Here is a 15,602-nt window from a genome sequence, read left to right as displayed (position 1 = left end):
CCCCTGCGTACCAGATAATTCAATAGTGGTTCATAAAACGCAGTTGCGCCTTTCAGAATTGCCCGAAGTCACCGTTTTGAATGAACAACCTGATTATCTGCCACGGACCAGTGGTAATAGTTCATCCATTTTCTTCTCTACGGCGGCCCTGCCTGCCTCAATGGCCTCTTCAGCACGATGAAAGTCCAGCGTCGAAATTTGCGGACAGACCGGCTGTATCAAAACATCGGGCGGATCGCCTGCCATACGGTTTCGCTTAAGGCGATTCTCCAGCACCTGGATAGAGGTAGACATAATCTCCATCGCGCCAGGTGACTGAAATGCACGGCGCTGGGTGAAATTCACCAGGCGCTGTCGCAACTTTCCACCCCAACTCAATGCCGCTGCGGCGGCTTCTTCTTCACTGTTCTGAGGTGTAACGGAAAAGAGATCCTGCTGCATTAAATGTGCGTCATGCTGTAAGTCAACGGCGATAACAATGTCTGCCCCCAGGGCACGCGTCAGTGAAATCGGCACCGGGTTCACGACGGCGCCATCCACCAGCCAATACCCATTGTAGCCCACCGGCGGTAATAAACCTGGCATACTGCAGGATGCGCGTACCGCCTGATGAAGATCGCCTTCAGTCAGCCAGAGCTCACGCCCCGTACTCAGGTTGGTCGCCACCACGCCAAAGGGTTTATTACAGTGCTCTATCGCATCATTCGGGATCAGCTGACGGACATGGCTGAATACCCGCTCGCCGCGTAATAGCCCGCCACGCTGCCATGAGACATCCATCAAGCGAATTACATCCCAGTAGCGAAATGCGCTCACCCATTTTTGCATCAGTGGCAGACGGTTATTCACATAGGCAGACCCGACCAGTGCGCCGACTGAGCAGCCTGCAACAACGTCGATCTCAATGCCCGCACGTTCCAGCGCGTTAATCACGCCAATATGCGCCCATCCCTTGGCCGCTCCAGACCCCAGAGCCAATCCAATTTTTACCTTTCTCATTTGTATCTGGTCCTGCCGTCAATACGTAGCGTCACAACGTGGGGTCAGCTAACATAGCGCGCTTGTGAAATCGACTCATCATTCCCGGGAGACAATGTGTCAGAAACCTGCCCATGTTGTAGCGGAGAGCAGTATAGCGTATGTTGCGGGCCCTTTCTGCAGGGTAACCAGATTCCTGTTACAGCTGAACAACTTATGCGATCCCGTTATTGCGCCTATGTTCAGCATAATGCGGACTATCTGGTTGCAACCTGGCATCCTGAGAAACGCCATCCGGCGCTATCGGGGCTTTTATCTGAAAGTTTTCCAGGCACCGAATGGCTTAGCCTGAATGTAACCCGTTGTATTCATGGAAGCCATGAGAACGAAGCTTTCGTTACCTTTTTTGCGCGATGCCGCGAGAAAACCAACATTCATGCCATTCATGAGTGTTCACGCTTTCTTCGCGAGGATCAACGCTGGTACTATGTTGACGGAACAAAACCGCCCATGGGGCGTAACGATCCCTGCCCGTGCGGCAGTGGCAAAAAATACAAAAAATGTTGTGGTTAAGCTGACGGCTACCCCAGCGGTTTACACCCCTAATGCTTTGACAGGACTCTGATTGAGATGCAAGCGCAAACCATGCAAAGAAAAGTTTTACGAACCATTTGTCCCGATGCAAAAGGTCTGATCGCCAAAATCACCAATATTTGTTACAAGCACGAACTTAATATCGTGCAGAACAATGAGTTTGTTGATCATCGCACCGGGCGTTTTTTCATGCGCACCGAGCTGGAAGGGATTTTCAACGACAATACCCTGCTCGCCGATCTCGACAGCGCCCTGCCGCAGGGTTCCGTGCGGGAACTTCACAGTGCCGGTCGCCGTCGTGTAGTGATTCTGGTGACTAAAGAGGCACACTGCCTGGGCGATCTGTTAATGAAGAGCGCGTTTGGCGGCCTGGATATGGAAATTGCAGCGGTAGTGGGTAACCACGACACCCTGCGTTCACTGGTTGAGCGTTTCGATATTCCGTTTGTGCTGGTGAGTCACGAGGGGCTGACGCGGGAAGAGCACGATAACCGCATGGTAGAAGAGATTGACCGCTATCAGCCCGATTACGTGGTGCTGGCAAAATATATGCGCGTTCTGACGCCCGCTTTCGTGCAGCGTTATCCTAACCAGATTATCAATATTCATCACTCCTTCCTGCCCGCCTTTATCGGAGCCCGCCCTTACCATCAGGCTTATGAGCGTGGCGTGAAAATCATCGGTGCTACCGCGCACTACGTGAATGACAATCTCGATGAAGGTCCAATCATCATGCAGGATGTGATTAACGTCGATCACAGCTACACCGCGGATGAGATGATGCGTGCCGGTCGCGACGTAGAAAAGAATGTCCTGAGCAACGCACTGTACAAAGTACTGGGACAGCGCGTGTTCGTTTACGGCAACCGTACGATTATTCTTTAATCAGCCAGGGCGCTGAATTGTCTGCAGATTCAGCGCTACGTGTAAAAAGTGGGCAAACAGTTGCGGTTTTGCCAGTGGGCGCTTTACACCCTTATTGCATTTGGTATGATGCGCCCCGCTTTAAGAGACAAAGATTCAGGCCATGGTGGGATTCCCGAGCGGCCAAAGGGAGCAGACTGTAAATCTGCCGTCACAGACTTCGAAGGTTCGAATCCTTCTCCCACCACCATCTGAATCTGAATCATCTTAAGCCACTTCAAATATCTCTGGTGGGATTCCCGAGCGGCCAAAGGGAGCAGACTGTAAATCTGCCGTCACAGACTTCGAAGGTTCGAATCCTTCTCCCACCACCATCTTGCATGTTGCAGACAATCCCAAACTAACTCAAAAGCTTCCTGTTCTGCGGGGAGAGGGATGAGAACCTTCGATCAAGGTTCGGGTCGAGCATCGCGAGACAACGCGCTTCAGCGCGGCCCGAAGGGTGAGGCGCAACGTGCCGAATAATCCTTCTCCCACCACCATCTCGTATGTCGCACTCCATCCCAAAAAAATATCAAAGCCTCCTGTTCTGTGGGGAGAGGGATGAGAACCTTCGATCAAGGTTCGTGTCGAGCATCGCGAGACAACGCGCTTCAGCGCGGCCCGGAGGGTGAGGCGCAACGCGCCGAATAATCCTTCTCCCACCACCATCTTGCATGTTGCAGACAATCCCAAAACGATACCTGGTCTGCCTTACACCTCCTCACGTTTTTTACCCGCTTTCACACAATCTCAGCCTGTTCTGCCATGACTTCTTCAATAAAAATCGCTACCATCTTTGCCCATTACTCGCTGAACAATGGTCGATCTCATGAAATTTGTTTCATTTAACATCAATGGGTTGCGTGCCCGCCCGCATCAGCTTCAGGCGCTTGTCGAACAGCATCAGCCCGATGTGATCGGTCTGCAGGAAACCAAGGTCCACGACGACATGTTTCCGCTGGATGAGGTGGCTAAGCTTGGCTATCACGTCTTTTATCATGGGCAGAAAGGCCACTACGGCGTGGCGTTGCTAACCAAAGCGCAGCCCGTTTCAGTGAGCCGGGGCTTTCCGGGCGATGACGAAGAGTCCCAGCGCCGCCTGATCATGGCGGAAATCCCCAGCCCGATCGGCGACATCACAGTGATCAATGGCTATTTCCCACAGGGCGAGAGTCGCGACCATCACACCAAGTTCCCGGCTAAAGAGAAGTTCTATCGCGATCTGCAACGCCTGCTGACCGACGATCTGCCTGCCGATAAACCGGTTCTGGTTATGGGCGACATGAATATCAGCAGCACCGATCGGGATATTGGCATTGGTGAGGAGAGTCGCAAGCGCTGGCTGCGCACCGGCAAATGCTCTTTCCTGCCGGAAGAGCGCGAGTGGATGGATCGCCTGCTGGGCTGGGGACTGGTGGATACCTGGCGCGAGCACAACCCGGAGGTGGCGGACCGTTTCTCCTGGTTCGATTATCGTTCGAAAGGGTTTGATGATAATCGTGGCTTACGCATTGATTTAGTGCTGGCAAGTAAAAATCTGGCAGCGCACTGCGTTGAGAGCGGCATTGATTATGAGATTCGGGGCATGGAGAAGCCGTCTGACCACGCCCCCATCTGGTCAACCTTCCGCTTTTAATTAATGGTCGCGTGGCAGAACGCCACGCGACGACTATTTCACTATTTTCCAGATCAGGTTGTTGGTGCCAAGAGACTGTTCATCACGCGCGCACTGCAGCAGCACGCCCTCAGATTTCACTACCGCGCCTTCTGTGTAGTTGCGGTTCTCAAAGATACAGCAGCGGAGACAGTCCTGCTGACGTCTCTCTGACTGCGTCCAGGCTTCTGGCGGCATATCCACCACCACATCGGTGTTCACACCGTTGCTGCCCTGTTGTGGCATCGACTGATAACGACTGTTGGCCTGCACTGCGCTGGTCACCAGCGTCAGAGCCACGACCAGAAATACCGAATAACGCCTCATTCCGTCTCCTTCACTTTACGCCTGGTTTTGCGCACCGGACGTTTCTGTCCGGTGGACGGTAATCCCCGAAATGCATGCGCCGCAGGCTGCTGCCGCGCCTGCTGGATAAGGCCGGTTAAGGTCTGCACCAGCGGCTGCATAAACTCATCATAGCGGCAGGCCTTTTCGCTGATACGCGTCAGTGTCGATTCCCACTGCGCCGTCATATCCGGGCGCGCTGCCAGATCGGGCAGAGAGTGAATCAGGGCGCGTCCGGCATCCGTGGAATAGATGTAACGGCCCTTCTTCACCAGGAAGCCACGACGAAACAGTAATTCGATAATGCCGGCGCGTGTGGCTTCCGTTCCTAAACCATCGGTCGCACGCAGCACTTTCTTTAATTCTTTATCCTGAACGAAACGGGCGATGCCGGTCATTGCAGAAAGAATCGTCGCATCGGTAAACGGGCGTGGCGGCTGAGTCTGCTTCGCCAGCACCTCGCCACGCTCACACAGCAGCTCATCGCCTTTCGCCACTACCGGCAGCGGCATGCCGTCGTTCTCTTCATCCCGCTCTTTGCTGCCCAGCAGCGCACGCCAGCCCGCTTCAGCCAGGAAGCGCGCTTTCGCCACAAACTTTCCGCCCGCAATATCAAGGTCGATGACACATTTACGGAATACCGCATCCGGGCAGAACTGCATCAGATACTGGCGCGCCACCAGCTCATAAATATGCTGTTCGTTTTCACTGAGCTTCACCACGCTGCTTCGGGCCGTGGGAATAATGGCGTGGTGAGCATCGACTTTTTTATCGTCCCAGCAGCGATTTCTGCGATCGGCGTTAAAGTCTGCTGGTGGCGTGAGCTGGGGCTGATGCGCCTGTATCGCCTTCAAGACCGCATGACGACCGGCAAAATGCTCTTCCGGCAGATAGCGGCTGTCTGAACGCGGGTAGGTAATCAGTTTGTGGGTTTCATAGAGCCGCTGACAGGTGTCCAGGACCGTCTGGGCACTCAGTCCGTACCGTTTTGCGGCCTCGATCTGCAGGCTGGACAGGGAGAATGGCAGCGGAGCGACGTCATTTTCGCGCTTATCGCTGTAGGCCGTGACAATGGCGGGCTGACCGGTGATACGCGCCACCACATGATCTGCCAGTGCGCGTTTGAGCAGCCGGCCCTCTTCATCCTGCCACGGCTCACAGGCTTCGCTGGGGATCCAGCTGGCAACAAATCTGGCACCATCAGGCGTGAGGATATGCGCTTTAACTTCGAAGTAGTCTTTCGGCACGAAGTTCTCGATCTCCTCATCGCGCCGCACTACCAGCCCCAGCACCGGTGTCTGTACCCGGCCTACTGACAGCACACCATCGTAGCCGGCATTGCGTCCCAGCAGCGTCCAGGCGCGTGTCATATTGATGCCGTAAAGCCAGTCAGCCCGGGCGCGGGCCAGCGCAGAGACGCACAGCGGGATAAACTCGCGATTCTCACGCAGGCGATTTACGGCGCGATCCACTGCCTGAGGGTTAAGATCGTTGATCAGACAGCGCTGCACTTTACTGCGTTTTTCAGCGGGCAGGTTCAGGTAATCCAGCACCTCATCCACCAGCAACTGCCCTTCCCGATCCGGGTCACCGGCATGCACCACTTCACTCGCCTGCGCCAGCAGGCCCTCAACCACTTTCAGCTGCTTCGCAACCGACGGACGTGGTTTCAGCTGCCATTTTTCCGGAATGATCGGCAGATCGTTCAGCGACCAGCGCGCGTAACGGCTGTCATAACTGTCGGGCTGCGCCTGCTCAAGAAGGTGTCCCACGCACCAGGTGACGATCTGATCGTTGCCGCAGGCAATAAAGCCATCACCGCGGCGATGCGGTTTCGGCAGCACATCTGCGATAGCACGCCCAAGGCTCGGTTTTTCCGCAATAAACAAACGCATTGAATCAGGACATCCTTAACATCAGGGGAACACAGTGATAACCGGTTGTTCGCTGTCGGTTGGAATCTCGCGGGCTATGTTAGCCTGGCAGGGCTTCGGGTGTAAGCATGACGCGCGGTGTTAGCGATCGTTCGCACAGGAACCGTGCAACAGGCAGGGCTGAAACACACCCTGCCGGAACCGGACAGGCAGATCAGAAGTAACGGACGAAAGGCGCAGTGTCAGGCGGGAGCACCGTGATGCTGGATTTCAGTTGCGGGGTACCCAGATAAAGGAAGCCAACAATGGCATCCTGCTCGCGGCAGCCAAAACCCTGCCGGACCTGCTCGTCATCGGTCCAGGGACCGCTGCGCCAGATACCGTTGTACCCCTGAGCAAGCGCCGCCATCTGCATCGCCATCACTGCACAGCTGGCCGAGGCAATCTGTTCCCAGCGCGGCACTTTGTGATGCACTTCGCAATGTGCCACCACTGTAATGATCATCGGTGCGCGAAACGGCGCCTGGCTTGCTTTATTAATCGCCTTTTCATCCAGCTGGCTATCGCGTGCCGCCTTCTCCAGCAGCTGACTCATCCGGTCGCGGCCTTCATTTTCCACAATGATGAAGCGCCAGGGTTGCAGCGTGCCGTGATCCGGCGCGCGCATGCCAGCCCGCAGGATATTTTCCAGTGCGTCACCCGCCGGTGCCGGCTCAGTCAGGCGTGAAGCCGAACGTCGGTTGACCAGTAACTCCAGTGCGTCCATGTTTCTCTCCCGATCTCTGTAATGTTGCCATTATCCTGGCACAGGCAGATTTTTTGTAACAGTGCGCAGTGATTTCCTGCTGACTTTTAACACGCCGCTCTTTAGGATGAGCTCGTCGGGGAAGTCTGGTCCGCGCGGCGGCCACTTCCTGCTACATATTTATGGAGAGTCTGATGCGCACATTGTGGCGAATAATTGCAGGTCTGTTCCGCTGGAGCTGGCGGGTATTGAATTTTATCAGGGAATTCATTCTGAATATTTTCCTGATTTTATTGATTGTGGTGGGTGTGGGGATCTGGCTGCAGGTCAGCGGATCGGGCGGCAGTTCAGCGCCGATTCAGCAGGGCGCACTGAAAGTCGATCTCAGCGGCGTACTGGTGGATAAACCGTCAGTGAGCAATCGTCTGAGTAAAATCGGCCGCCAGCTGCTGGGTGCCAGCAGTGACCGTTTACAGGAAAATTCGCTGTTTGATGTGGTCGATGCCATTCGCCAGGCAAAGGGTGACAGCAACATTAAAGGCATGGTGCTGGATTTACGCGAGTTTGCTGGTGGCGATCAGCCTTCGCTGCAATATGTGGGTAAAGCGCTGCGTGAATTTCGCGACAGCGGCAAGCCAATTTATGCTCTGGGCGACAGCTACAGCCAGGCGCAATACTACCTTGCCAGCTACGCCACGAAAATCTATCTGTCGCCGCAGGGCACCGTGGATCTGCATGGCTTCGCCACCAACGGACTCTATTACAAAACCCTGCTGGAGAAGCTGAAAGTCACCTCACACGTCTTCCGTGTCGGGACCTACAAATCAGCGGTCGAGCCGTTCCTGCGTGACGACATGTCACCCGCGGCACGTGACGCTGACAGCCGCTGGGTAGGTCAGCTGTGGCAGAACTACCTGAATACCGTGGCGGCGAATCGCCAGCTGACGCCGAAACAACTCTTCCCGGGTGCAGCAGCGATTATTGCTGGTTTAAACGCGGTTAAAGGCGACACCGCGCAATATGCGCTGGATAACAAGCTGGTCGATGCCCTGGGTTCCCGTGCAGCGGCCGATCAGGAGCTGGTGAAAACCTTTGGTCTGGATAAGCAGAGCAACGATTACCGTAGCGTCAGCATCTATGACTACAGCGTGAAACCGGCCTCCTCGCAGCAGGATGGCAACATTGCGGTCGTCATGGCCAGCGGTGCCATCATGGATGGCGAAGAGACGCCGGGCAACGTCGGTGGCGACACAACAGCTGCTCAGATCCGCGATGCGCGCCTCGATCCAAAAATCAAAGCGATTATTCTGCGGGTGAACAGCCCGGGTGGCAGCGTGACAGCTTCGGAAGCGATTCGTGAAGAGCTGGCGGCGGCCCAGGCCGCAGGTAAGCCGATTGTGGTCTCTATGGGCGGCATGGCGGCATCCGGTGGTTACTGGATCTCAACGCCTGCCAGCTACATTGTGGCGAACCCCAGCACGCTGACCGGCTCGATTGGTATCTTCGGCGTGATCAATACGCTGGAGAACAGTCTGGACAGCATTGGCGTGCACACAGATGGTGTCGCGACCTCCCCGCTGGCGGATATCTCCACCACCAAGGCGCTGCCAGCGGAAGTTCAGCAGCTGATGCAGCTGACTATCGAAAATGGTTACCGCAACTTTGTGGGTCTGGTGGCGAAGTCGCGTCATAAAACCCCCGAGCAGATTGATGCGATAGCGCAGGGCCATGTCTGGACCGGCAGCGATGCCAAAGCCAATGGGCTGGTGGATGCGCTGGGTGACTTCGATGATGCCGTGAAGAAGGCGGGCGAGCTGGCGAAAGTCAGTAAACCCATGCTGAGCTGGTATCAGGATGAACCGACCTTCCTGGATATGGTGCTGGGCCAGATGAACGCCTCTGTACAGGCCGTATTGCCGGATACGCTGAAAGCCTGGCTGCCCGCACCGATGCTGGATGTCATGAGTGCCATGAAAGCTCAGCCGGGTCTGTTCGATAAGCAGAACGATCCTCAGAACCGTTATGCCTTCTGCCTGAACTGCGGCGAAGTGCGATAAACCTCTCAGCCCGGCCGCTGGTCGGGCTGCTTTTCCCCGCTATTCCCCTTATACTGCGCGTTTTATGGCGAGTCTGAGTTCTCTAATGCAAAAGAAAAACATCTACGTAGCCTACACGGGCGGGACAATCGGTATGCAGCGCTCTGCGCAGGGCTATATTCCGGTCTCAGGGCACCTGCAGCAGCAGCTGGCGAATATGCCCGAGTTCCACCGCCCCGAGATGCCTGATTTCACCATTCATGAATATCAGCCGCTGATCGACTCATCTGACATGACTCCGGAAGACTGGCAGTTTATCGCCAACGATATCCGAAAAAATTACGATCGCTATGATGGCTTTGTGATTCTGCATGGCACTGACACCATGGCGTTTACCGCTTCCGCGCTCTCGTTCATGCTGGAAAATCTGGCCAAGCCGGTGATCGTGACCGGGTCGCAGATCCCCCTGGCGGAGCTGCGCTCAGATGGTCAGCAGAATCTGTTAAATTCGCTCTACGTGGCGGCTAACTACCCGATTAGCGAAGTGTCTCTGTTTTTCAATAACACGCTTTATCGCGGTAACCGTACGACCAAGGCCCATGCCGATGGCTTCAACGCCTTTGCGTCGCCTAACCTCTCTGCACTACTGGAAGCGGGCATTCATATTCGCCGCCTCAATACGCCACCTGCCCCATCCGGTCAGGGCGAACTGAAAGTTCACACCATTACGCCTCAGCCTATTGGCGTGGTGACCATCTATCCTGGAATTTCCGCCGACGTGGTGCGTAACTTCCTGCGTCAGCCGGTGAAGGCGCTGATCCTGCGTTCTTATGGCGTGGGCAACGCCCCGCAGAACAAGGAATTTCTGACCGAACTTCAGCAGGCCAGCGAACGTGGTATCGTGGTAGTTAACCTGACCCAGTGTATTTCAGGCAAGGTGAATATGGGCGGATACGCCACCGGCAATGCGCTGGAAGAAGCTGGCGTGATTAGCGGATTTGACCTGACGGTAGAAGCCGCGCTGACCAAGCTACACTTTTTACTCAGCCAGGAACTCTCTGCCGATCAAATCCGTGCCAGAATGCAGCAGAATTTGCGCGGCGAACTGACTGAAGACTGAAACGGAGCGACATGTAATGAAGCGGGCACTCATCATTATTGATATTCAGAACGATTTTTGCCCCGGCGGCCCGATGGCAGTCCATGAGGGCGACCACACGGTCGAGGTGGCCAATCGCTATGCGCGGCTGTTCCGTGAAAACGGTGAATGCGTACTGGCCCTGCAGGACTGGCACCCGGCCGATCACGGCAGCTTTGCCTCGGTTTCCGGTGAGCCGGTCTACACGCTGGGCGAGTTAAATGGTCTGGCGCAAATCTGGTGGCCCGATCACGGCATTCAGGGCTCAGAAGGTGCCGACTTCCATCCTGGTCTGGATCGTTCACTGTTCGATGCGACGTTCCATAAAGGTGAAGATCAGGATGTCGACAGCTACAGCGCCTTTTTTGATAATGGCCACCGTCGTAAAACCGAGCTGGACAGCTGGCTGCGTGAGCGTGGCATCACCCATCTGGTGATGCTGGGGCTGGCGACAGATTACTGCGTGAAATATAGCGTGCTGGATGCGCTGGAATTGGGGTATCACGTCGAGGTAGTCAAAGAAGGCTGCCGTGGCGTCAATCTGAATCCTGAGGACAGTGAAATCGCCTTTGCTCAGATGACGGCTCAGGGCGCGATTCTGATTTAAAAATGGAGCTGGCATGACGCCAGCTTTTTTTTAGTGCAGATGAATGCGGGTGACATCCGGGTCGATGCCGAACGCTTCTTTCAGCTCTTTCTTCGACTTCATCACCATCTCGCCGCCCTTAGCGATGGTCATATGTTGCGGCGCATCGTTGTGTCTTGCCTGCCACAACATAACCAGTTGCAGGCAGTTGTCGCGCTGCTCCTGCGTCAGTGCCACGCCATCCGGCCATTTTCCAATCTCAACTGCTGTTGCCAGTCGTTCGTAGACTTCAGGTGTCATCGACGCAAGCATTGCTTCAAGTTGTTCCTTCATCGCCTTACCCTTTGGTCTGTTCGCCCTGCTCGTCGGTGAAATTCAGCGAGGCGGAGTTAACACAGTAGCGTTCACCAGTCGGTTGCGGACCATCGGGGAAGACATGCCCCAGATGCGCATCGCAACTCCCGCAGCGGATCTCAACACGCTGCATGCCATGAGAGTTGTCTTCGATATAGCGAATCGCATCATCATTCACCGGCTGGTAAAAACTGGGCCAGCCACAGCCTGAATCATATTTAGTCTCTGAGAGGAAAAGTGGCGCCTCACAAACCAGACAGTGGTAGATCCCTTCCTGCTTGTTGTGGAGCAACGCGCCGCTGTAAGGCGGTTCCGTTCCGCGATGCTGAGTGACGTAGCGCTGCATTTCAGTCAGCTGCGCAATTTTTGCTTCGGGTGCGGTGTCTTTAGCCATTTTAGGATTCCGGGAAGTGCCATTCTGAAAAATTCGACTATTATTCTAACAAATGATCAACATAAGCCGGGTCTTTTTTTGTGCTCACCCTTTCAGTCTGCCTTCCGCTAAGCGGATTTGTGACTTCGATCACCTTTTGTTCCGGGCATCCCTATATATTCGGCGATTGATTCGACGAAGCACGATATCATTGGCGGTGCGCAAGCGGTTGCGCACTGAATAATTCCTCTCAGGCGAATTGATTTGTCGCAACAATTGACACGATTCCGCTTGACGCCTGGTAAGGTTTTTGTAATTTTACAGGCAACCTTTTATTCACTAACAAATAGCTGGTGGAATATATGACTATCAAAGTAGGTATCAACGGTTTTGGCCGTATCGGTCGCATCGTTTTCCGTGCTGCTCAGAAACGTTCTGACATCGAAATCGTTGCTATCAACGACCTGCTGGACGCGGATTACATGGCGTACATGCTGAAGTATGACTCTACGCACGGTCGTTTCGACGGCACCGTAGAAGTTCAGGATGGCGCACTGGTCGTTAACGGTAAAAAAATCCGTGTTACTGCTGAGCGTGATCCAGCCAACCTGAAATGGGATGAAGTGGGCGTTGACGTTGTTGCTGAAGCAACCGGTATCTTCCTGACCGACGAAACCGCGCGTAAACACATCACCGCAGGTGCTAAGAAAGTCGTTCTGACCGGTCCATCTAAAGATGACACCCCTATGTTTGTTCGTGGTGCAAACTTCGACAAATATGATGGCCAGGATATCGTTTCTAACGCTTCCTGTACCACTAACTGCCTGGCTCCACTGGCAAAAGTCATCAACGACAAGTTTGGTATCGTTGAAGGTCTGATGACCACCGTTCACGCTACCACTGCGACTCAGAAAACCGTTGATGGCCCGTCTCACAAAGACTGGCGCGGCGGCCGTGGCGCATCGCAGAACATCATTCCTTCATCAACTGGCGCAGCAAAAGCCGTTGGTAAAGTTCTGCCAGAGCTGAACGGTAAACTGACCGGTATGGCATTCCGCGTACCTACCCCTAACGTTTCCGTTGTTGACCTGACCGTGCGTCTGGAAAAAGCGGCCTCTTACAAAGAAATCTGTGCTGCAATCAAAGCGGCTGCAGAAGGTGAGATGAAAGACGTTCTGGGCTACGTTGAAGATGACGTGGTTTCTACCGACTTCAATGGCGAAGTCCTGACTTCAGTATTCGATGCTAAAGCGGGTATCGCGCTGAACGACAACTTTGTGAAACTGGTTTCCTGGTACGACAACGAAACTGGCTACTCAAACAAAGTTCTCGACCTGATTGCGCTGGTTTCTGCTAAATAAGGCAGACAGACATCATTGAGATTAAGGGCGACTTCGGTCGCCCTTTTTTTGATCCGCACAGGAAGGAATCGAACATGCAAGATAAACTGTTTTCTCTGCCCGTGGTCACACAGATCTCCCCTTACCTTTCGCAACGTCAGGTTGGCGAACTGCCGACGATTGTTGTCAGTCACCCTAAAGTACGGGCAGCGATTACGCTGCAGGGCGCGCACCTGATCGCCTGGCAGCCAAGTGGCGAAAAGCCGGTACTGTGGCTGAGCGACAAGAGTCTGTTTTCACCAGGCAAAGCGATTCGTGGCGGCGTACCGATCTGCTGGCCCTGGTTTGGTCCGGCAGGCGAACCGGCACACGGTTTTGCCCGGATTCAGACATGGAAGCTTACGGCGCATGATGAGAATGAAGATGGCGTAATGCTGACGCTGGTGCTTGAGAGCAACGCTCAGACGCTGAAACTGTGGCCACACGAATTTACCCTGATTGCCCGCTTCCGCCTGGGTCAGCATTGTGAAATTGAACTGGAAGCGCATGGTGACTTTAAAGCCACGGCAGCACTGCATAGCTACTTTACCGTCAGTGACATCAACGGCGTTGAGGTTTCCGGTCTGGGCAACAGCTATATCGACAAAGTAAATAACGGTGAGGTTGCCAGCAGTGATGGCAAACAGCGCTATCCGGGACGCATCGACCGTATCTTCACTGCAGCAGAAGATTGCTCGGTCATCAATGATACAGCCGGTGAGCGACAGATCGAAGTTTACCACCACCATCACAGTGACGTTGTCACCTGGAATCCGGGAGTAGAACTCTCCTGCAGCATGGCGGATATGGCGAATGAAGGTTATAAAACAATGGTCTGTGTAGAGACGGCCCGAATCAGTAAGCCGCTGCGCAGTGCGGGTGAAAAGCCGGCACGCCTGGCCACAACGTTCCGTCTTAAGAAGAAAGTCGCAGCCAGCGACAAAGCTTAAGGCTAAACGATATCCAGCGGTAATTTATGCTGTGGTGCTGGCCAGGCACGATCGATGAGCTGCAACTCTTCATCGGTCAGTTCCACCTCCAGCGCCGCAGCATTTTCCTGGACGTGAACCACAGAACTGGCTTTGGGAATGGCAATGACGCCAGGCTGACGAATTACCCAGGCCAGCAGTAATTGCGCCACGCTGATGCCCTTCTGTTGTGCAATCTGATTCAGCACCACGTCGGTAAACAGTGCGTCCCGCAACCGTCCAGCCTGTGCCAGCGGACAATAGGCCATCACCGGCACGCCACGCTGCTGACAGACGGGCAGCAGATCAAATTCAATACCGCGTGAAGCCAGATGGTAGAGCACCTGATTGGTCGCGCACTGATTGCCTCCGGGTTCGTCCCACAGTTCGGCCATATCATCAGTATCAAAATTCGAGACGCCCCAGTGACGAATCTTGCCCTGCTGCTGCAGGCGTTCCATGGCACGCAGAGTCTCTTCCAGCGGGATATTACCGCGCCAGTGCAGCAGATAGAGATCAAGGTAGTCGGTCTGCAGACGACGCAGGCTGCGTTCACAGGCTTCAATGGCATCTACTTCGCCGGCATTCCACGGATAGACTTTCGACACCAGCAATGCTTTATCGCGACGCCCCAGCAGTGCCTGCCCGACCACCTCTTCAGCGCCGCCGTCTGCATACATTTCGGCGGTATCAATCAGCTGCAATCCACACTCAAGACCTGCCTGTAAGGCCGCGACTTCACCGGCCCGCTGAGCCGGGTTTTCGCCCATATACCACGTGCCCTGACCGATTACCGGCAGGTCGCTGAAGCCAGCGAAGTTGATCGTGTTGCGCATTCTGCTCTCCCGCCTCATTCTGAGGCCCCATAAAAGAACAGAGGGCACTGGGTGCCCTCTTTCGGTGCGTTATCAGAAGGTGTAGCTGACACCTGTCCAGATCGTCGTCTGCCCGCTCTTATCAATCATCGGGCTGTCTTTAATTTCGCTGTCGAAGCGGGTGTAACGTCCCACCACGCCAACATTCCACTGCGCTGCAATCTGATAGCTGGCACTCAGCTCAACATAAGGTGACCAGCTGTCGTCCGGATTGTAACGACTGATGCCGGTACGTGCGCTTTCATGCGCGGAAACACCATAATAATAACGGTTTTGATTGGCGCTATTCCACATGGCACCGATGCCCGGCGTCAGGCTGAAGTCGCCCATCTGGATGGGATAGAGGTAAGTCAGGTCCCAGATCATGCCGTTGCTGTTATTCAGCACGTCGCCCAGCAATGCCGTGCGGACAACCCCCCAGTCGGCGGTGTGACGATAAGTAGCGCCACCCATCAGCGTCATGCGGCGCTTATCCAGCCCTTTCATATCGCCCAGATCATTGTCGCTGGGTTTGTACTCCTGCGGTGAGCCCAGCAGCGTCAGCGAGAGCTGATTCTGAGGATCTTTCCACAGGTAGTAACCGCCCTGCAGGCTGCGGAACCAGAAGTCTTCACCCTCATAATTGATGACCGGAACCGGAAGATAACGGTCCTGTCCGCCACGATAAGGTGAGTCGGCATAGATGACCGATGCCCCAACAGAAAGCGGAGCGGCATTGGCGTGCGCCGCCAGTAAATAACAGGGTAAAAGTGCAACAAGCGTCTTAAATTTGAATTGGTTCACAATTTATTCATTCC

16 protein-coding genes, 2 tRNA genes and 2 other RNA genes are annotated in these 15,602 nt (G+C 54.7%); 12 read left to right on the top strand and 8 right to left on the bottom strand.

Features of this window, described 5'->3' with window-relative positions; all coding sequences use genetic code 11:
• Positions 1 to 93 precede the first annotated feature (93 nt).
• Positions 94 to 999, bottom strand: coding sequence for a patatin-like phospholipase RssA (gene rssA / locus EGO56_RS08690; protein ID WP_135908560.1), 906 nt, complete (start codon positions 997 to 999; stop codon positions 94 to 96).
• Positions 1,000 to 1,095: 96 nt separating this feature from the next.
• Here rssA and EGO56_RS08685 point away from each other — a divergent pair, with 96 nt between their 5' ends.
• From EGO56_RS08685 to xthA, 7 genes are all read left to right on the top strand, one after another.
• A complete protein-coding gene (locus EGO56_RS08685) occupies positions 1,096 to 1,551 on the top strand; it encodes a YchJ family protein (RefSeq protein ID WP_135908558.1) in 456 nt (151 codons plus the stop codon).
• Between the two features lie 57 nt (positions 1,552 to 1,608).
• A complete protein-coding gene (gene purU / locus EGO56_RS08680) occupies positions 1,609 to 2,457 on the top strand; it encodes a formyltetrahydrofolate deformylase (protein ID WP_003852258.1) in 849 nt (282 codons plus the stop codon).
• Between the two features lie 144 nt (positions 2,458 to 2,601).
• A tRNA-Tyr gene (locus EGO56_RS08675) sits at positions 2,602 to 2,686 on the top strand.
• Positions 2,687 to 2,725: 39 nt separating this feature from the next.
• Positions 2,726 to 2,810 (top strand) — tRNA-Tyr (locus EGO56_RS08670).
• 40 nt (positions 2,811 to 2,850) lie between these two features.
• Positions 2,851 to 2,978, top strand: a non-coding RNA gene (locus EGO56_RS08665) — RtT sRNA.
• Positions 2,979 to 3,018: 40 nt separating this feature from the next.
• A non-coding RNA gene (locus EGO56_RS08660) (RtT sRNA) lies at positions 3,019 to 3,146 on the top strand.
• Between the two features lie 161 nt (positions 3,147 to 3,307).
• Positions 3,308 to 4,114 (top strand): exodeoxyribonuclease III, encoded by an 807-nt coding sequence (gene xthA, locus EGO56_RS08655; RefSeq protein ID WP_135908555.1) that lies wholly within the window; start codon positions 3,308 to 3,310, stop codon positions 4,112 to 4,114.
• Positions 4,115 to 4,147: 33 nt separating this feature from the next.
• Here xthA and EGO56_RS08650 read toward each other — a convergent pair whose 3' ends face one another.
• The 3 genes from EGO56_RS08650 to EGO56_RS08640 all read right to left on the bottom strand — a co-directional run bounded on the left by EGO56_RS08650 (position 4,148) and on the right by EGO56_RS08640 (position 7,117).
• Entirely contained in the window at positions 4,148 to 4,459 is a 312-nt protein-coding gene (locus tag EGO56_RS08650; RefSeq protein WP_033732846.1) for a DUF1496 domain-containing protein, read from the bottom strand.
• Positions 4,456 to 6,372 carry a DNA topoisomerase III gene (locus EGO56_RS08645; RefSeq protein WP_135908553.1) on the bottom strand — a complete coding sequence of 639 codons (1,917 nt, stop codon included), beginning with the start codon at positions 6,370 to 6,372 and terminating at the stop codon, positions 4,456 to 4,458. The genes EGO56_RS08650 and EGO56_RS08645 overlap by 4 nt, the downstream gene beginning before the upstream one ends.
• 193 nt (positions 6,373 to 6,565) lie before the next feature.
• A complete protein-coding gene (locus EGO56_RS08640; protein WP_135908551.1) occupies positions 6,566 to 7,117 on the bottom strand; it encodes an NAD(P)H nitroreductase in 552 nt (183 codons plus the stop codon).
• A gap of 173 nt (positions 7,118 to 7,290) precedes the next feature.
• Between EGO56_RS08640 and sppA the strand changes: the two genes are divergently transcribed.
• The 3 genes from sppA (at position 7,291) to pncA (ending at position 10,877) form a co-directional block, all read left to right on the top strand.
• On the top strand, positions 7,291 to 9,153 hold the full coding sequence (sppA, locus tag EGO56_RS08635; RefSeq protein ID WP_135908549.1) for a signal peptide peptidase SppA: 1,863 nt from the start codon (positions 7,291 to 7,293) through the stop codon (positions 9,151 to 9,153).
• 85 nt (positions 9,154 to 9,238) lie between these two features.
• On the top strand, positions 9,239 to 10,252 hold the full coding sequence (ansA, locus tag EGO56_RS08630) for an asparaginase (protein ID WP_135908547.1): 1,014 nt from the start codon (positions 9,239 to 9,241) through the stop codon (positions 10,250 to 10,252).
• Positions 10,253 to 10,268: 16 nt separating this feature from the next.
• Positions 10,269 to 10,877: a bifunctional nicotinamidase/pyrazinamidase gene (gene pncA, locus EGO56_RS08625; RefSeq protein WP_095707109.1), complete on the top strand. Its 609-nt coding sequence runs from the start codon at positions 10,269 to 10,271 to the stop codon at positions 10,875 to 10,877.
• Between the two features lie 30 nt (positions 10,878 to 10,907).
• On the opposite strand, the gene EGO56_RS08620 is transcribed toward pncA, so the two are convergent.
• Positions 10,908 to 11,189 carry a YeaC family protein gene (locus EGO56_RS08620; protein ID WP_013358061.1) on the bottom strand — a complete coding sequence of 94 codons (282 nt, stop codon included), beginning with the start codon at positions 11,187 to 11,189 and terminating at the stop codon, positions 10,908 to 10,910.
• A 4-nt stretch (positions 11,190 to 11,193) separates the two neighbouring features.
• Entirely contained in the window at positions 11,194 to 11,604 is a 411-nt protein-coding gene (gene msrB / locus EGO56_RS08615) for a peptide-methionine (R)-S-oxide reductase MsrB (protein ID WP_013358062.1), read from the bottom strand.
• 341 nt (positions 11,605 to 11,945) lie between these two features.
• On the opposite strand from msrB, the gene gapA reads away from it, so the two are divergent.
• Positions 11,946 to 12,944 (top strand): glyceraldehyde-3-phosphate dehydrogenase, encoded by a 999-nt coding sequence (gene gapA / locus EGO56_RS08610; RefSeq protein ID WP_013358063.1) that lies wholly within the window; start codon positions 11,946 to 11,948, stop codon positions 12,942 to 12,944.
• Positions 12,945 to 13,018: 74 nt separating this feature from the next.
• Entirely contained in the window at positions 13,019 to 13,912 is an 894-nt protein-coding gene (locus EGO56_RS08605) for a D-hexose-6-phosphate mutarotase (protein WP_135908545.1), read from the top strand.
• A gap of 2 nt (positions 13,913 to 13,914) precedes the next feature.
• Here EGO56_RS08605 and EGO56_RS08600 read toward each other — a convergent pair whose 3' ends face one another.
• Entirely contained in the window at positions 13,915 to 14,766 is an 852-nt protein-coding gene (locus EGO56_RS08600) for an aldo/keto reductase (protein WP_135908543.1), read from the bottom strand.
• A 72-nt stretch (positions 14,767 to 14,838) separates the two neighbouring features.
• Entirely contained in the window at positions 14,839 to 15,588 is a 750-nt protein-coding gene (locus EGO56_RS08595) for a MipA/OmpV family protein (protein WP_135908542.1), read from the bottom strand.
• Positions 15,589 to 15,602: the final 14 nt, after the last annotated feature.

Origin of the sequence: Pantoea vagans (genome assembly GCF_004792415.1) — a bacterium.
In the GTDB taxonomy this organism is placed as follows: Bacteria; Pseudomonadota; Gammaproteobacteria; order Enterobacterales; family Enterobacteriaceae; genus Pantoea; species Pantoea vagans.
The sequence above is the reverse complement of the archived record's forward strand: the minus strand, read 5'-3'. Positions and strand labels throughout refer to the sequence as shown.